The following is a 17,074-nucleotide window of genomic DNA, read 5'->3' on the forward strand; positions in this document are numbered from 1 at the left end:
CCCATGACATCCTTGTTCGCCAACTCCGCCGCTGCCTTCCTCATCCTCGCCCTTGTCGCCTGCGGCAATGCCAGCGAGACCACTGCCGAGACCGGTGAAGCATCCTTTGCGACCGACAGCGCCGGGCAGCCAGCTGCTACCGATGCCGGGGCAGGGGAGACCAGCCTGCAGGGCGACGATGTCTGGGCGATTGACCCCGCGGTATCCTCTGTCACGTTCACCGCCGAACAGCAGGGACAGGAGTTTACCGGTGAATTCGGCAGCTTTAGCGCCGACATCCGTCTTGACCCGCAGGACCTTTCTGACGCCATGATTTCCGCGACGATCGACATGACATCCGTCGATGCCGGATCGACTGACCGGAATGATGCCCTGCCGACCAATGACTGGTTCGCGGTGAAGAAATTTCCGGAGGCGACATTCGTGTCAGACGAGATCAACAGCCTTGGCGGCGACCAGTATGAGGCTGTCGGTACCCTGACCATCAAGGATGTCAGCCAGCCGGCAAATTTGCCCTTCACCCTCTCAATCGACGGCGATACGGCGACAGCGTCAGGAACGCTGGATCTGACCCGTACCGACTACAATGTCGGCACCGGTGCCTACAAGGATGGCAAGTGGGTTGGGCTGCCGGTCACCGTAATGGTCGAGATCACGGCCACCCGCCAGGCTATTTAGTCTGCACTCAACAGTTCTGACGCGAACCACAGCAACGGTGCCTGCCCGTGCAGGTCACCGGTGACGGTCGGTCGCTCGAGATAGTAGTTCTCGTCCAGGGACTGGCCGGTACCGACGCAGACGGCAGACAGGCGGCCATCCTCCTCGATATAGCCTTGCAGTGCTGTCCACGCCTTCTCTACGGCGGGGCCATAGAGATGCTCGTCCAGCAGGCCATTATTGATTCCCGCAGCCATCGCGTAACCAAACATGGCCGTGCCTGAAGTTTCCTTCCAGGCATCGGGATAGTCGATCAGCTGGCGCCACATGCCGTCCTCGGCCTGGTACTCGAGTAGCGCCTGCATCATCCTCTGATAGCCGCGTACGACCTCGTCGTAGTACTCATTGTCTTCCGGCAGCCCGTCGATGATCTCGGCGAGCCCCGCCGCGACCCAGCCATTGCCGCGGCCCCAATAGAACGGCGCATCCGGCCCGTGATGGAACAGGCCGTTCGGCTGCTGCAAGCGCTCGATATAGGCTGCCGCCGTGCGCGCCGCGCGGGTCAGATAGATCTCATCGCCCGTTGCCCGGTATGCCTGCATCTGCAGAGCGCCGATCATCCAGATGTCGTCGATCCAGTAGCGGGTCTGGACAGACAGGCCGGTTCAGGGTCGGCATCTACCCACTGGCCGTCAGCCAGCGCGATGCCGCGCTCCAGATAGTCCTCGCCACCGGACTGCATGTAAAGCTCCAGCGGCCACACGCCGAGCACATTGGCATCGACGTGGTTTTCGGAGTTCGGGATCTCTTCGCTGATGGTGCGCTCGTACCGGTCGGTCAAGGCGCTGACAAAATCGTCCCGGCCCGTCAGACCTGCCAGTTCCAGCGCGCCATAGGCCGCCGCGACCTCCGCATAATGCAGGGCAATGACCGTATCGACCTCATACATCATGAAAGTCTCGCGTGAGAGCAGCTCCTCGGTGACCAGCGCGCCCGTTGCGGCTATCTCTTCGTGGTCGATGTCGAAGCCCTCCGCTGCATCTTCATCCGTGCAGGCTGTAACGGCCAGCAATGGTACCATCAGGATAGCAAGTGTTGCAGAAAGCCTCATTCATTCCTCCGTTTTTTTCAGGCTAGCATGTATTGCCCAGTCATCCATATGCGGAAATGATCTAGCCATTGCGATGTTGTTTCAAAGGCTTATGAGGACTCCTTGCACTTAAGGGAGAGGCGGCAAGGCGGGCATTTGGGCGTGCGTCAAGCGGATGCAGACGAACAGATTGCCTATGCCGTCGAAATGCCGGAGTAATACCATTATAAAAGCAAGAGGGAGTAGAGCATGCCGGCAACCGGCCAGAGGGTGACAATTCAGACCGTCGCGGACCAGGCCGGCGTCTCCAAGAAAACCGTTTCTCGCGTCCTGAACCGCGAGAAGGGCGTCAATCCGGTTACCGAGGAAAAGGTCATGGAGGCCGTCAAGGCGCTGGGCTTCAAGCCGAACATTGCCGCGCGCAGTCTCGCCGGGTCCCGCTCCTACAATATCGCGCTCGCCTATGACGATCCGAGTTCGGAATACATGGCCGGTATCCAGGGCGGTGTGCTCGAGATCTGCCGCCTCTATGGCTATCACCTGATGCTGGAGCCGCTGGACAAGGCAGACCTTGTCTCGGCCGGCGACGGCGAGGACCGGGAAGCCGAAAGGGGCGGTGGCCTTTTTGGCATGCGCCACTTGGACGGGGTCATTCTCATGCCGCCGCTGTCGGACAATGAACAGCTGGTCGATGCGCTGGTCGCCAGTGGCCAGCCGGTGGTGCTGATCTCCTCCGGTCTTGAGCGAGAGAACGTCCTGCATGTACGCATCGACGAGATGCGGGCCGCGCGGGAGATGACGCGGCACCTGATTGAGCTTGGCCATCGCCGGATCGCCTTCATTGTCGGGCGCAAGCACCACGGCGCGGCTTTGCGCCGGCATAAGGGCTTTCTTGCAGAGATGGAGGCCCATGGTCTTGAGGTGCCGTCCGATCTCATCGCCCATGGCGATTTCACCTTCGCCTCCGGCATGGCGGCGACGGAAATGCTTCTGGCGTCGCCCGACAGGCCGACGGCGATCTTCGCCGGCAATGACCACATGGCCGCAGGCGTGATGGCGAGCCTTTACCAGCATGGCCTGAAAGTGCCGGGCGATATCTCCGTTGCCGGATTCGATGGCGCGCAGATCGCCGAGATGGTCTGGCCGCCGCTGACGACGGTCAACCAGCCGCTCGATGCCCTTGGACGGGCAGCGGGCGAGCGGCTCATCACCCGCATCCAGCGTGGCGCGGGCGAAGCGGGCGGAGCGCAGACCCTGTTGTCCCGCCTGATCGTCGGCGGCACGACCGCTGCGCCACACTAACGGCCAGCCACGACGAACGGTCATCCTTCCACGACGAATGGCAGTTGCACGGTACAGAAGGGTTGGGCAGTCTCGTCGCCTGCGCCATATTGATGGCACGAAACGTATCCCATGAAGATAACACGGGGATAACTGAAGGAATTGGTATGAAACAGACATTCAAGACCAGATTGATCAGCGGTGTGTCCGCTGCCGCTATTGCGCTCATGGCGGGCGGCCTCTCCATCACGGCGAATGCCCAGGAAGAAATGACGACCATGGCACAGGCCGACAATAATCCGCTGCTCGCCGAATGGACCGGTCCCTATGAAGGCGTGCCGGCATTCGACCAGATGGACCTCAATGCGCTGAAGCCGGCGCTTGAGGCCGGCATGGCGATGCAGCTAGCAGAGATCGATGCGATCACCGCCAACACCGAACCGGCGACTTTCGAGAACACCATCGTTCCGCTGGAGCGGGCGGGCGCTGAGTTGGACCGTGTTTTCACCTATTACGGCATCTGGTCGTCCAACATGTCCTCGCCGGAATTCCGTGCGATCCAGCAGGAAATGGCCCCGAAACTGTCTGAGTTCTCCACGAAGATTTCCCAGAACGAAGCGCTGTTCCAGCGCATCAAGGCGGTCAAGGAAGGCGAGGGGTATGACGAGCTGCGTGATGACCAGAAGCGCGTCGTCGACCTGACCTATGACGGGTTCGTGCGCAATGGCGCAGAGCTTGATGGCGAGGCCAAGGCGCGCTATGCGGAGATCAACAAGGAGCTGTCCGTTCTGCACACGGATTTCTCCAACAATGTCCTGCATGACGAGGAATTCTACGTCACCTACCTGACGGAAGACCAGCTCGGCGGCTTGCCGGAGAGCTTCGTCAAATCGATGGCTGCTGCCGCTGAGGAGCGTGACCGTCCGGGCGAATATGCCGTCACCAACACGCGCTCGTCCATGGACCCGTTCCTGACCTTCTCGACCGAGCGCGACCTGCGCGAGATGGTCTGGCGCACCTATTACAATCGTGGCGACAATGGCGATGAGTACGACAATAACGAGATCATCGCCAAGATCCTGCAGCTGCGCGACGAGCGTGTCGGCCTTCTTGGCTATGACAATTACGCCCAGTGGCGCCTGGAGGACCGCATGGCGAAGACACCCGAGCAGGCCTACGACCTGATGCTTGCCGTCTGGCCTGCCGCCATCGCCCGTGTCGAGGAAGAGGTCGCCGACATGCAGGCGATCGCCGACGAAGAGGGTGCCGACATCACTATCGAGCCATGGGATTATCGTTTCTATGCGGAGAAAGTCCGCAAGGCGAAATACGATCTCGATTCCGATGAGGTGAAGCAATATCTCCAGCTCGACAAGCTGCGCGAGGCGATGTTCTACGTCGCCGGAGAGCTGTTCGACTTCGGGTTCACGCCGGTGGAGGAGGGCAGCGTGCCTGTCTTCCATCCGGATGTGAAAGTCTGGGAAGTCACGAACAAGACCACCGGCGAGAATGTCGGCCTGTGGTATCTCGATCCCTTCGCCCGTCAGGGCAAGCGCTCCGGCGCGTGGGCGACGAGCTATCGCAGCTACACGACATTCGATGGCGAGACCAATGTCCTGTCCTCGAACAATTCCAACTTCATCGAGGGTGCTGAGGGCGAGCCGGTCCTGATCTCATGGGACGATGCGGAGACGTTCTTCCACGAGTTCGGCCACGCGCTGCACTACCTGTCCTCGAACGTCGCCTATCCGACGCTGAATGGCGGCGTGCGCGACTATACCGAGTTCCAGTCGCAATTGCTGGAGCGCTGGCTGCTGACCGAGCCGGTGATCGAGAACTATCTGGTCCATCACGAGACCGGTGAGCCGATCCCCGACGAACTTGTCGCCAAGATCAAGAATGCCGCGACGTTCAACCAGGGCTTCGCGACGACCGAGTATCTCGCCTCGGCCCTTGTCGACATGAAGTTCCACACGGTCGATCCGACCGGTATCGACCCGGACGCATTCGAGCGTGAGACGCTGGAAGAGCTGGGCATGCCGGATGAACTGCCGATGCGTCACCGCTCGCCGCATTTCGGGCATGTCTTCTCCGGCGAGGGCTATTCTGCAGGGTACTACGGTTACATGTGGGCCGAAGTGCTGACTGCCGATGCGTCAGAGGCCTTCGCCGAGGCGCCTGGCGGCTATTACGATGCAGAGATGGCTCAGAAGCTGGTCGACTATCTGTTCGCCCCGCGCAACTCCATCGACCCGGCTGAGGCTTATCGCCTTTTCCGGGGCCGCGATGCCAAGGTTGATGCGCTGATGCGGGACCGCGGTTTTCCGATCCCTGAACAGGAATAGCGAGGCGCTGGACCCGATTTGAAACCGACGATGAGAACCCGGCAGGAAACTGCCGGGTTTTTCCATATCATGAGAGCTGGGCTCAATATATCAATAATGTTGACACCGGTGTCAGACACCTTGATAATCATGGACAAAAGAATGAGAACATACAGGATGTGCAAATCCTGAAGTTTGAACCTGGGAAGGAAAACTGTGTCTTTTTCATTGAAAGAAATTCTGCTCGCCGGCACGGCGCTGACCATTGCCGCCTGCAGCCAGCCTGCCGATAGCAATGCTGGCAGCGAGCAACCCGAGCCAACTGATGTTGCCGAGGTCGAGAGCACCGATACCGACAGCATGGTCAATCCTGACATCTGGCCGGCACAAGAATCAGCCATCGGCCGCGACGAGGCTGTCGAACAACGGATCACGGAAATTCTTGGCCAGATGACGGTAGAGGAGAAGGTCGGCCAGGTCATTCAGGCCGATATCGCCTCCGTCACGCCGGAAGATGTGCGTGAGTACAATCTAGGTTCCGTGCTGAACGGTGGCAGCTCCGCCCCGAACAATGATAATTACTCGCCGGCTGAAGATTGGCTGGCGCTGGCTGACGAGTTCTGGCTCGCCTCGACCGATACCTCCGATGGCGGTGTCGGCATCCCGGCAATCTGGGGCACGGACGCAGTCCACGGCCATTCCAACATCGTCGGCGCAACACTCTTCCCGCACAATATCGGCCTCGGCGCCATGCGCGACCCGGCGATCATGGAAGAGATCGGCGAGATCACGGCCAAGGAAATGCTGGTCACGGGTCTCGACTGGACGTTTGCCCCGACTGTTGCCGTCGTGCGCAACGACCGCTGGGGCCGGACCTATGAGAGCTATTCCGAAGATCCCGCCATCGTTGCAGAATATGCCCCCCGCATCGTCATAGGCATCCAGGGCGAGCCGGGTACGGATGATTTCCTGTCCGATGAGCACATGATCTCCACTACCAAGCACTTCCTTGGCGATGGCGGCACCGAAGACGGTGTCGATCAGGGCTCCAACCTGTCCTCGGAGGAAGACCTGCGCGATATTCACGCTGCGGGTTATCCGGCGGCAATTGCCGAAGCAGGCATCCAGACTGTCATGCCATCATTCAATGACTGGCATGGCCGCAAGATGCACGGCTATGAAGAACTGCTGACCGACGTTCTCGTCGATCGCATGGGCTTTGACGGCTTTACTGTCGGTGACTGGAACGGTCACGGCCAGGTCGCCGGCTGTACCAACGTGTCCTGCGCACAGGCCTTCAATGCCGGCCTCGACATGTTCATGGCGCCGGACAGCTGGAAGGGGCTCTACGAAAACACGCTGGCCCAGGTTCAGGATGGCACCATCTCCATGGAGCGTCTCGATCAGGCCGTGTCCCGCATCCTGCGCGTGAAGCTGCGCGCCGGTGTGTTCGAGGCGGGCCTGCCGTCCGAGCGGCCCTATGCCGGTGAGTGGGACCTGCTTGGCAGTGACGAGCACCGCGAGGTTGCCCGCCGCGCCGTGCGCCAGTCGCTCGTCCTTCTGAAGAACAATGACGGCACGCTGCCACTCGATCCTTCGCTCAACATCCTGATGGCTGGTGACGGTGCCGACAATATCGGCAAGCAGTCCGGTGGCTGGACCATCAACTGGCAGGGTACGGACAATGAGAACAGCGACTTCCCCGGCGGCACCTCGATCTATGACGGTATCGCAGCGGCAGCCGAGGCAGCCGGTGGCTCTGTCACCCTGTCCGTAGACGGCAGCTATGACGAAGCACCGGATGTCGCCATCGTGGTGTTCGGTGAGGAGCCTTATGCCGAGTTCCAGGGCGACCGTGCCAATCTGGACTTTGCCGATGATGGTCCGCTCGCAACGATGCGCGCCCTGCAGGCAGAAGGTATCCCGGTCGTATCGGTCTTCCTGTCCGGCCGTCCGATGTTCACCTCGCCGGAAATGAATGCGTCCGATGCATTCGTCGCCGCCTGGCTGCCGGGTTCGGAAGGCATCGGTGTCGCCGATGTCCTGATGGCCAATGCCGATGGCAGCGTGAATAACGACTTCACCGGCACGCTCTCCTTCTCCTGGCCGAAAACGGCAATTGATGATGTGCTCAATGTCGGGGACGATGATTACGATCCGCTCTTTGCCTATGGCTATGGCCTGACCTATGGCGACGAGGAAGTGATCGGCGAACTGTCGGAAGATTCCGGTCTCGGCGAGGATGGCCTTGTCAGCCTCAACAGCCTGATCGTTGCCGGCAATGCCAGCTCGCCATGGCGCATGGTTATCACCGATGGCGAGGGCGAGAACCAGATCAGTGGCTCGACCGGCGAAACGCCGAGCGGCTCGCTGTCTGTCGTACCTGCCGATTATGAGGCGCAGGAAGATACCAGTATCGTCACATGGACGGCACCGGCGCGCTTCTACATTTCCGGCCAGCCGGTCGACCTGACACGCCAGACCAATGGCGACATGGTCGTCGAGTTTACCTATCAGGTAACCGGCGACACTGTCGGCGCAACGTCCCTGTTTGCCGAGTGCGGCACTGATTGCGGCGCGACGCTCGACCTGTCCGACCAGTTCGTCGGCCTCGCCGGGGCAGGCTGGCAGACATCCCAGGTCAAGCTCAGCTGCTTTGCCGAAGCAGGTCTCGATGTCAGCAACGTTACAGTACCGTTTGGTATTTCGTCGGAGGGTCCGCTCACCGTGCAGATCCAGTCCGCGCAGATTGTCAGCAATGGAGGCGACGCAGATTGCAATTTGTAAGTCAGGCCTGTCTTTGCACCGGGAAGCCGGCCTGACTGCCTTCTAGAAGCTGACTATTACTGCCGTGTTCCGTACTGGCCTTGCCTTACGCGGAACACGGCTTTTTTTTGCCTGAAAGCCCCGGCGAGCCGCCATTCCCGGCCTTTCGGAACAATCTGTTTAGGTTTCGGTGCTATCGCTTGACGATGATGCTGGAACGTTTCGAATATCTCGCCGATAGGCTGAGAGCGCTGAGTGACGGGCGGCGCCTCGTCTATATTCCCAATCCGGGCAATTATGGCGACGGCCTGATCCGCTATGCGACCAAGCAGTTCCTGGCCGATTTCGGCTTCGAACACCATGAGCTCAATATTGGCTACACCCGTGCGCGCTATCAGCTGGCGCCATGGCTGGTGAAGGGAAACGCCTGTTTTCTCTATGGCGGTGGCGGGGCCTGGTCCGAGCATTACGGGTTTGCCCGTGACTATTGCCGTTTCATCGACCGGTTCACCGACAGGCTGATGGTGCTGCCGTCGACCTATGCGCTCGATGGCCTGCCAAAACGTGCCGTCATGTTCCGGCGCGATGAAGCCCAGAGCGTGGACTTCGCCCCGAACTCAGAATTCTGTCACGACATGGCCCTCTATGCCGCCTGCCGAAAAAAGGGGGGCGGGCGCGTCTGGCCCGCGCCGACGCAAGGCACCGGCATGTTCCTGCGGACCGACCGCGAATCGCGCCTGTCGGCGGAGGCAGTCCCCGGTGGCAATGTCGATCTCAGCCTCGAGGGCGACCACATGTCCAATGGCGATGATTTCCTTTCCCGTATCGCCGCTTATGAGACCGTGGTCACCGACCGCCTGCATGTCGCCATCGGTGCCTGCATCGTCGGCCGTAAGGTTCGTCTGATCACCGGCAATTATTTCAAGATACGGGCGATCTACGATGCATCACTGGCGCCGCATTTCGGGGATCAGGTGTCGCTGGTCGAGGAGCCGATGTCTGTGAACGACCTCGCATCCCAGACGCTCAGCCGTGCGAGTTGACCCGTGAGCGAGCAACAGGACTATAGACAGGAAGCGGTCTTCAGGCCCCATAGCGTTGCGAAGGGGGCAGGGTGGCTTGCCGCCGCCCATGGCGCGTCGTTCCTGATCAAGCTCGCCTTGATCCCGGTACTGACCAGATTGCTGGCGCCTGAGGAGTTCGGCATCGTCGCGGCCTCCATGGCCCTGATCATGTTCATCGCGATCCTTGGCGGGCGCGGCGGGCTGTCTGCCGCTGTCATCGTCTTTCACCGCGACAATCCTGCCGCATGGCGCACGGCCTATTCCATCACGCTGATCATTGCCGGGCTTTGCGCCCTGATCGTCATTGCGCTTGCCCCTGCAATTGCTTCCCTTATCGGACTGCCGCAGGCCGTCCCGTACCTGCGCGCAGTCGCTCTCCTGACACCGATCATGCTGTCGGCGGAATTCATGTCGATCCTGCTGGTGGCAGACAACAAATACCGCACTGAATCCCAAGCGGGACTTGCCGCCGAGACGACGGCTGCGGTTCTTGCCATCATCGCGGCTTTTCTCGGGGCAGGGGCATGGGCGCTGGTGCTCCAGCATTTCCTTGCACAGGGTATCCGTTTCATCGTCTTCACCCGCGCAACGAAGCTCTATCCGGCGATACGTCCCCAGCTCGCGCTCATCCGTCCGATGGTGCCTTACGCGGTCAAGTCGACCGGCGGTGAACTCGTCAATTTCTTTGCCGTCCAGGCGCCGGTCCTGCTGGTGTCCCGCGGTCTCGGGGCCGCAAGTGCAGGGCTTTACGGCGTCGCCAACCGGCTGTCCTCGTTACCGGGCGATATCATCCTGCATTCGCTCGCCCGTATGCTATTCCCGGCTTTCGCGGAATTGAAAAGCGAGGAGGAGCGCGCCCGCGCCGTCGTGTGGAGCGGTACAGCCAACACATTTCTCCTGCTGCCGATCCTTGTCGGCATTGCCGCGGTGGCTGGGCCGTTGACCAAGGTCATTCTCGGGTGGGAATTCGCCCCTGCCGCCGGCATCCTCGCCGGGCTTGCGATCTCAAAGGCGATCACCGCGCCCTGCGTCGGGCTCTATGCCTTCATGAGGGCCGTCAACAGGTCCGGCACGCTGTTCTGGCTGCTGGCGGCGCGGGCGGTTTTCATCATCGCCGGTGTCGTGATCGGCATGGCTTATGGCGGGCTTAATGGCGCTGCTGTCGGCATGGCCGCGTCCAGCCTGCCGGGCCTCCTGGCAACCTGGCTCACCGTCCGCTCGATCGTTGCCTTCAACTGGCGTGATGTGCTCGTACCGTTCACGAAGATCGCCGCCTGCGGGGCCGTCATGTTCGTGGCTGTCTCGCTGTACGTGCCTTGGGCGGAGGGGCAGGGAGCGGAAGGCCAGACCCTGCACGAAGTCTTCGTGCTCGCCTCTGCCATCGCGCTTGGCGGGGCGGTCTATGTCTCCCTTCTGGCGGGGATGTTCTTTCCAGCCGTCATGGCTTTCATCCGCAAGCCGGACACCGAGCATTCCATAAAGGGCATGATCATCCGCCTGCGCCGTCGCATCGATCGCGGCCGGGCCGCTGCGGGCAACGCACCAACAGCGAGCACTACGGGCGGGCAGGTGTGACCATACTGTCTATCATCATCTCCAATTTCAATTACGCCCACTTCCTGCCGGTCGCCATCGACAGCGTGCTGTCCCAGGCGGACGATGAGGTCGAGCTTATCGTCGTCGACGATGTCTCCTCCGATCATTCCAGAGAAATCATCGCCGGCTATGGCGAGCGCATCACGCCTGTACTGCACGAGGTCAACAAGGGCCATGGCGGCGCGTTCAATTCAGGTTTTGCGGCCTCGCGCGGCGACCTCGTCATGTTCCTTGATGCCGATGACTTCCTGTTGCCGGGGGCGATAGAGGCGATCCGCGCCAATGTCGAGCAGGGCGTCGCCATCTATCACTACCGTATGCTGATCGCTGACGAGACCGGCACCCTCGGCGACCTGTTCCCGCCGGAACAGCAGTCGCTCGCCAGTGGCGATATTGCGAGCAAACTCCTGAAACACGGCCGCTATGATGGCACGATCACCTCGGGCCTCGTCTTTTCCCGCGCTGCGCTGGCGCAGGTGATGCCGATGGATCAGGAAGCGTTCCGGCAAGGCGGGGATGGCTATCTGTCTGCCGTCGTGCCGCTCTATGGCGAGAGCCGCAGTATCGATAGGCCGCTCTCCGGCTATCGCCGCCATGGCGCGAACCATTCCAGTTTCCAGAGCAGCCTATTGAAGCGTACGCGCTGGTACCTGAACCATGACGCCGAGCGCCATCGCGAAATCATCCGCCACGCCCGCAGGCTCGGTCTTCCGGTCGAGGACACTATCTCCCGCCACGACAAGTCGCATCTGGAAAGCCGTCTCGTTTCGCTGCTGCTTGCCCCGGAAAGCCATCCATTCGCAGAGGACACGCGCGCGCGTGTTGCGGGTGATGCGCTGAAAGCCATCCCCGAGACCGCGCTGTTGCGCACGAAGATCGGCCAGCGCCTGTGGTTCGTTCTTCTCGGCTATGGCCCCAAGCCTATGGCTCGCAAGCTCATCATGTGGAAGCTGGAGCCGGACAGCCGTCCGACGGCTGTGGCAAAAACGGGCCGCTTCCTGCGCACCCGTCTCGGCTTGATGCTGCGCTAGAAATTCCCTGAATCTTCGGCAATCGATTGCACGGTTTGTCTTGGACAAGCCGCCTGTTACTGCTAACATTCTGGTCGTCAGCCATTAATCAGAACAATATCAGGCTGATCCGGGAAATCATGACAGGCCGGTCCGGCCGCGGAGGAAACGATGAACTACCCCATGGCGCTTCTGGCTGCCCTGATGCTGCTTACAGGTCTGACGGCAAAGGCCGAGGACGGTTACGATCTCTGGCTGCGCTATGAACAGGCACCGGTCGAGCTGCGCGCTGACTACAACAGTCAGATTTCCTCCATCGCCGTGCTGGGGCAGGGTGCGACCATCGCAGCCGCCCGCCAGGAAATGGCAACGGGCCTTTCCGGCATTCTCGACAGGACGGTCACCGTCGGCACGGCAATGCCGCGCGGCAATGCGCTGGTTGCCGGCACCTATGATGAGCTCTCAGGTCTCGACCTAGAAAGCGCGGATGTCGGGCCGGAGGGTTATGCCATCACCCAGATGCGCCGCAACGGCCGCGTTCTGACGGTCATCGCGGCTGAGAGTGAGATCGGCGTGCTATATGGTACATTCGCCTTCCTGCAGCACCTGCTTCAGGGTGAACCGATTGCAGGCATGGAGCTTGTCTCGCGCCCGGCGACCGAGCATCGCCTCCTCAATCACTGGGACAATCTCGACCGTTATGTCGAGCGTGGCTATGCCGGCCAGTCCCTGTGGGACTGGCACAAGCTGCCGGACTATCTCGATCCGCGTTATACGGACTATGCCCGCGCCAATGCCGCCATCGGCGTCAACGGCACGTCGCTGACCAACGTCAACGCCAATGCAGAGGTGCTGACGCCGCAATATCTCGAAAAAGCCGCCGCACTTGCCGATGTGTTCCGGCCATATGGCATCAAGGTCTACCTGACCGCGCGCTTCTCCGCCCCGATCGAGATCGGCGGGCTGGAGACGGCAGACCCGCTGGATGAAGAGGTGCAGGCCTGGTGGCAAACAAAGACTGACGAGATATACAACTACATCCCGGACTTCGGCGGCTTCCTCGTCAAGGCGAACTCCGAGGGCCAGCCGGGCCCGCAGGATTATGACCGCAACCACGCCGATGGCGCCAACATGCTGGCCGATGCTGTCGCGCCCCATGGCGGCATCGTCATGTGGCGGGCCTTTGTCTATGCCGCCGACGAGACGCAGGACCGGGCCAAACAGGCCTGGGAGGAATTCGTACCGCTCGATGGCGAGTTTCGCGACAACGTCCTGATCCAGGTCAAGAACGGCCCCATCGACTTCCAGCCGCGCGAGCCGTTCAGCCCGCTCTTTGCCGGCGTGGAAGACACGACGCTGATGATGGAATTCCAGATCACCAAGGAATATCTCGGCTTTGCCACCCATCTCGCCTATCTCGGCACGATGTGGGAGGAGACGCTGGACGCCCCCGCGGAGAGGACCGGAGAGGGCGAGACCCTGACCGTCACCGACATGATGGTCTCCGACAATGACGACTACACGGTCAGCGCCATGGCGGGCGTTGCCAATATCGGCACCGACCGCAACTGGTCCGGGTCAATCTTCGATCAGGCCAACTGGTATGCCTTCGGGCGTCTCGCCTGGGACCCCGAGCAGGATGCCGAGACGGTCGCCCGCGAATGGGCTGCGATGACCTTCACACCTGAGGCAGAGTTCCTCGATCCTGTCGTCGAGATGATGATGGGATCGCGCGAGGCGGTGGTCGACTACATGACACCGCTCGGCCTCCATCACCTTATGGCGACCGGCCACCATTACGGGCCCGGCCCGTGGGTCGACGATCTCGGCCGGCCCGACTGGAACCCGGCCTATTATCACAAGGCTGACGAGGAAGGGATCGGTTTCGATCGTTCTTCCACCGGCTCCGACGCCGTCTCCCAATATGCGCCATTCCTTCGGGAGCAGTGGGACGATCCCGCGACCACGCCGGATGAACTCCTGCTCTGGTTCCACCATCTCAGCTGGGATTACGAGATGGGTAGCGGGCGTACCCTGTGGGAAGAGATCGTTTTCTACTACGAGCGAGGCGTGCAAAAGGTCGAGGCCATGCGCACGACCTGGGACGAGATGGCGCCTTATGTGGATGCCGAACGCCATGCCCAGATTGCCGATTTCCTCGCCATACAGGAGAAGGAAGCCCGCTGGTGGCGCAATGCCTGCCTTGCCTATTTCATGGAAGTTTCAGGCCGCGACCTGCCTGACGGCTATGACGTGCCGCCCCATGATGTAGACTATTACAAGTCACGGCATTTCCCCTCCGCTCCCGGAAATGGATAAGGGGCAGATAGGGCGAAGGGTGATCAGGCTAGATGTCGCTGTTGTCGGCAGCCGACAATAATGTTACCGGTGGCAAAACTGGATAATCGGCGCTCATGAAGTGCCGGACAGGGAAGACAGGGAAGGAAGCAGCTCTTGCTGAACCAGAAATCCAATCTGACCCGACGGGGGGCACTCGCCGCCTGTGCCGGGGTGGGCGCGCTCGGCCTGACCGGCTGCGGCAAGGGGCGGGAGATTCTCTACGCCGCCGACGCCCAGATCGATGGCTATCCGACAGTCGAGGCTGTTCGCTTCATGGCGCGGCGGCTGGAAGAGCTGACCGACGGCCGGATGAAGATGAATATCTATCCGGGTGCCCAGCTGGGCGCGGAGAAAGACACGCTGGAGATCACCATCTTCGGCGGGCTCGATCTAAACCGGGTCAACATCGCGCCGTTGAACTCCATAGCGCGCGAGACGTTCATCCCGGCTCTGCCCTTCCTGTACAATTCCATCGCCCATGCCCGCGCCGCGATGGACGGTGCGCCGGGGCAGGCGATCCTCGATGCGCTGGAGCCCCATGGCCTGATCGGCCTTTGCTATTACGACTCAGGGGCGCGCAGCTTCTATAATGGCCGGCGTCCGATCCACGAACCGGACGACATGAAGGGGATGAAGATCAGGGTGCAGAACTCCGATCTCTATGTCTCCCTGGTCGAGGCGCTGGGCGCCAACGCAACGCCCATGCCCTATGGCGAGATCTATACCGGCATCACGCAGGGCGTCATCGATGGGGCGGAGAACAACTGGCCGTCCTATTACACATCCCGCCATTTCGAGGTCGCTAAATACTACACGCTCGACCAGCACGTGCTGGCACCGGAAGTGCTCGTCATGTCCGCCCATCGCTGGAACCGCCTGAGCGATGATGACAAGCAGGCAGTACTTCAGGCCGCCCGTGAATCCGTGCCCTATATGCGCCAGCTCTGGGATGCGCTGGTTGACGAGGCCCGCGAGACCGTCCTCGCCAGTGGTGTCGAGGTCGTAGAGGATGTCGACAAGTCGCTGTTTGCTGCACGGATGGAGCCGGTCTGGGACCGTTTCATCACCACACCTAAAATGCAGAATATCGTCGATGACATCCTGTCGATGGAGGAAGCCAGTGCCTGATTTCCTCACACAACTCTCCAAGCTGCTTAGCCGGGTCTCGCTCACCCTTGCGGCTGCCGGCCTTTGTGCGATGACGCTGATCATCACCTGGCAGGTGTTTGCCCGTTACGTGCTGAACGCCAGTCCGTCCTGGACCGAACAGGCATCGCTCCTCCTCATGATCTGGTTCATCTTTCTCGCGACCGCTGTCGGTATTCGCGAGAATTTCCATATCCGCATCACCGCCATGGTCGATCCGCTCGGCAGCAAGGCGCGCCGGACGATGGAAATCATCACCCATGTCATCGTCGGCCTGATCGGCATCGGCATGATCCTCTGGGGCGTCCAGCTGACCGGCTATACCTGGCCGCACAATATCCCGACCCTCGGCATGTCGCGCGGCTTTGCCTATATTCCTGTGATCGTCAGTGGCTTGATGATCGCTTTCTTCGCACTCGAACACATATTTGCCGCCATAAAAGGGCAGGAGGTTGAACCACTATGGAACTGACACTCCTGCTTGGCGCACTCCTCATCCTCTTGCTGATGGGCGTGCCGGTGGCGTTTGCGCTTGCCGGGGCGAGCCTGCTGACCTTCATCTACATGGACATCCCGCCCATCGTCGGCCTGCAGCGCATGGCGGCGGGGATCAACACCTTTGCCCTGATGGCGATACCCTTCTTCGTCTTTGCCGGGGAATTGATGTACAGGGCAGGGATAGCCCAGAGGCTGGTGAAGGTGGCAGAGGCCATGTTCGGCCGCGCCCAGGGCGGGCTTGGCCAGGTCACCATCGGTGCCTCCATGATGTTCGGTGCCGTCTCCGGGTCTTCCGTCGCCAGCGTATCCGCCATTGGTTCGGCGCTGATGCCGATGATGCGCGAGCGCGGCTATGACGGCGATTATGCCGTCAACGTCACCGTCTGTGCGGCGGTGCTCGGCATCCTCATCCCGCCATCGCACAACATGATCATCTATGCCGCAGCAGCCGGTTCCGGCATCTCCATCGGCGAGTTGTTCCTCGCCGGTATCGTGCCTGGCATCATCGCCGGTGCCATGCTGATGGTCGCTGCATGGCTGGTAGCGAAAAAGCGCGGCTATCCGCGCGGTACGTTCCCGGGGTGGCGCAATCTCATCATCGGGCTGATCGTCGCGATCCCCGGTCTGATGACCGCCGTCATCATCGTCGTTGGTATTCTCGCGGGCGTCTTCACGCCGACCGAGAGCTCCGCCGTTGCCGTTGTCTATACGGTTATCATCGCCGGGCTCGTCTACCGCTCAATGGGGTGGAAGGAATTCGCCATGGCCGCGGCAGGTGCTGCCCGCACCACGGCGATCATCATGTTCATCATCGCCTCCGCCGGTGCCTTTGGCTGGCTGCTGGCGCTGTTGCAGGCGCCGGAAATGCTCGCCGGGCTGATCACTGCGGCGTCGGAAAACCCGATCGTCATCTTCCTGATCATCAACCTGATCCTCCTGATCCTCGGCACCTTCATGGACATGGCGCCGCTGATCATCATCATGACGCCGATCCTGTTGCCCATTGCCGAGAAGGCGGGCATGGACCCGACTCAGTTCGGCATGGTGCTGCTCCTGAACCTGTCGATAGGTCTCGTCACGCCGCCGGTCGGCTCGGTGCTGTTCCTCGGCTCGGCTATCGGCAAGGTGAAGGTGGAGGAGACAGTGCGCTCGATCTGGCCGTTCTACCTGGCGCTTCTTGCCGCGCTGATGCTCGTGACCTTCGTGCCGTTCCTGTCCATGGGCCTGCCGAACCTGATGAGCGGAAACTGACGAAACCATCACTGTGCAATGGCTTCTCACAGGGCTTCTTTAAGCCACTGT

13 protein-coding genes are annotated in these 17,074 nt (G+C 61.0%); 11 read left to right on the forward strand and 2 right to left on the reverse strand.

Annotated features, from left to right (window positions below):
* The first annotated feature begins 3 nt into the window (after nt 1–3).
* On the forward strand, nt 4–678 hold the full coding sequence (locus FF098_RS03130) for a YceI family protein (RefSeq protein ID WP_155137235.1): 675 nt from the start codon (nt 4–6) through the stop codon (nt 676–678).
* Here the strand turns inward: FF098_RS03130 and FF098_RS03135 are convergent.
* Nucleotides 675–1,277: a glycoside hydrolase family 88/105 protein gene (locus FF098_RS03135; RefSeq protein ID WP_155137238.1), complete on the reverse strand. Its 603-nt coding sequence runs from the start codon at nt 1,275–1,277 to the stop codon at nt 675–677. The genes FF098_RS03130 and FF098_RS03135 overlap by 4 nt on opposite strands.
* On the reverse strand, nt 1,274–1,768 hold the full coding sequence (locus tag FF098_RS03140) for a glycoside hydrolase family 88 protein (RefSeq protein ID WP_155137241.1): 495 nt from the start codon (nt 1,766–1,768) through the stop codon (nt 1,274–1,276). The genes FF098_RS03135 and FF098_RS03140 overlap by 4 nt, the downstream gene beginning before the upstream one ends.
* Nucleotides 1,769–1,996: 228 nt before the next feature.
* On the opposite strand from FF098_RS03140, the gene FF098_RS03145 reads away from it, so the two are divergent.
* The 10 genes from FF098_RS03145 to FF098_RS03190 all read left to right on the forward strand — a co-directional run bounded on the left by FF098_RS03145 (nt 1,997) and on the right by FF098_RS03190 (nt 17,023).
* Nucleotides 1,997–3,049, forward strand: coding sequence for a LacI family DNA-binding transcriptional regulator (locus tag FF098_RS03145; protein ID WP_155137244.1), 1,053 nt, complete (start codon nt 1,997–1,999; stop codon nt 3,047–3,049).
* 146 nt (nt 3,050–3,195) lie between these two features.
* A complete protein-coding gene (locus tag FF098_RS03150; protein WP_155137247.1) occupies nt 3,196–5,373 on the forward strand; it encodes a M3 family metallopeptidase in 2,178 nt (725 codons plus the stop codon).
* A gap of 195 nt (nt 5,374–5,568) precedes the next feature.
* Entirely contained in the window at nt 5,569–8,139 is a 2,571-nt protein-coding gene (locus FF098_RS03155; protein ID WP_205967353.1) for a glycoside hydrolase family 3 protein, read from the forward strand.
* A 185-nt stretch (nt 8,140–8,324) separates the two neighbouring features.
* Nucleotides 8,325–9,161, forward strand: a complete 837-nt coding sequence (locus tag FF098_RS03160) for a polysaccharide pyruvyl transferase family protein (RefSeq protein ID WP_155137253.1) — start codon at nt 8,325–8,327, stop codon at nt 9,159–9,161.
* A 3-nt stretch (nt 9,162–9,164) separates the two neighbouring features.
* Nucleotides 9,165–10,757 carry an oligosaccharide flippase family protein gene (locus FF098_RS03165; protein ID WP_155137256.1) on the forward strand — a complete coding sequence of 531 codons (1,593 nt, stop codon included), beginning with the start codon at nt 9,165–9,167 and terminating at the stop codon, nt 10,755–10,757.
* On the forward strand, nt 10,754–11,809 hold the full coding sequence (locus FF098_RS03170) for a glycosyltransferase (RefSeq protein WP_166426295.1): 1,056 nt from the start codon (nt 10,754–10,756) through the stop codon (nt 11,807–11,809). Before FF098_RS03165 ends, FF098_RS03170 begins: the two co-directional genes overlap by 4 nt.
* Nucleotides 11,810–11,959: 150 nt before the next feature.
* Nucleotides 11,960–14,107 carry an alpha-glucuronidase family glycosyl hydrolase gene (locus FF098_RS03175; protein WP_205967354.1) on the forward strand — a complete coding sequence of 716 codons (2,148 nt, stop codon included), beginning with the start codon at nt 11,960–11,962 and terminating at the stop codon, nt 14,105–14,107.
* Nucleotides 14,108–14,242: 135 nt separating this feature from the next.
* Nucleotides 14,243–15,256: a TRAP transporter substrate-binding protein gene (locus FF098_RS03180; protein WP_155137262.1), complete on the forward strand. Its 1,014-nt coding sequence runs from the start codon at nt 14,243–14,245 to the stop codon at nt 15,254–15,256.
* Complete coding sequence (locus FF098_RS03185) at nt 15,249–15,746, forward strand: TRAP transporter small permease (RefSeq protein WP_205967355.1); 498 nt, start codon at nt 15,249–15,251, stop codon at nt 15,744–15,746. Before FF098_RS03180 ends, FF098_RS03185 begins: the two co-directional genes overlap by 8 nt.
* Nucleotides 15,737–17,023 (forward strand): TRAP transporter large permease, encoded by a 1,287-nt coding sequence (locus FF098_RS03190; RefSeq protein WP_155137268.1) that lies wholly within the window; start codon nt 15,737–15,739, stop codon nt 17,021–17,023. Before FF098_RS03185 ends, FF098_RS03190 begins: the two co-directional genes overlap by 10 nt.
* Nucleotides 17,024–17,074: the final 51 nt, after the last annotated feature.

The sequence above is a fragment of the Aquisalinus luteolus genome (genome assembly GCF_009712425.2).
Classification (GTDB): Bacteria; Pseudomonadota; Alphaproteobacteria; order Caulobacterales; family Parvularculaceae; genus Aquisalinus; species Aquisalinus luteolus.

Excerpts from the sequence above, each read along its gene's own strand:
- FF098_RS03140 (WP_155137241.1), bottom strand. The coding sequence starts at position 1,768 with ATGAGGCTTTCTGCAACACTTGCTATCCTGATGGTACCATTGCTGGCC.
- FF098_RS03190 (WP_155137268.1), top strand. The coding sequence starts at position 15,737 with ATGGAACTGACACTCCTGCTTGGCGCACTCCTCATCCTCTTGCTGATG.
- FF098_RS03145 (WP_155137244.1), top strand. The coding sequence starts at position 1,997 with ATGCCGGCAACCGGCCAGAGGGTGACAATTCAGACCGTCGCGGACCAG.
- FF098_RS03160 (WP_155137253.1), top strand. The coding sequence starts at position 8,325 with ATGATGCTGGAACGTTTCGAATATCTCGCCGATAGGCTGAGAGCGCTG.
- FF098_RS03135 (WP_155137238.1), bottom strand. The coding sequence starts at position 1,277 with ATGATCGGCGCTCTGCAGATGCAGGCATACCGGGCAACGGGCGATGAG.
- FF098_RS03175 (WP_205967354.1), top strand. The coding sequence starts at position 11,960 with ATGAACTACCCCATGGCGCTTCTGGCTGCCCTGATGCTGCTTACAGGT.
- FF098_RS03150 (WP_155137247.1), top strand. The coding sequence starts at position 3,196 with ATGAAACAGACATTCAAGACCAGATTGATCAGCGGTGTGTCCGCTGCC.
- FF098_RS03130 (WP_155137235.1), top strand. The coding sequence starts at position 4 with ATGACATCCTTGTTCGCCAACTCCGCCGCTGCCTTCCTCATCCTCGCC.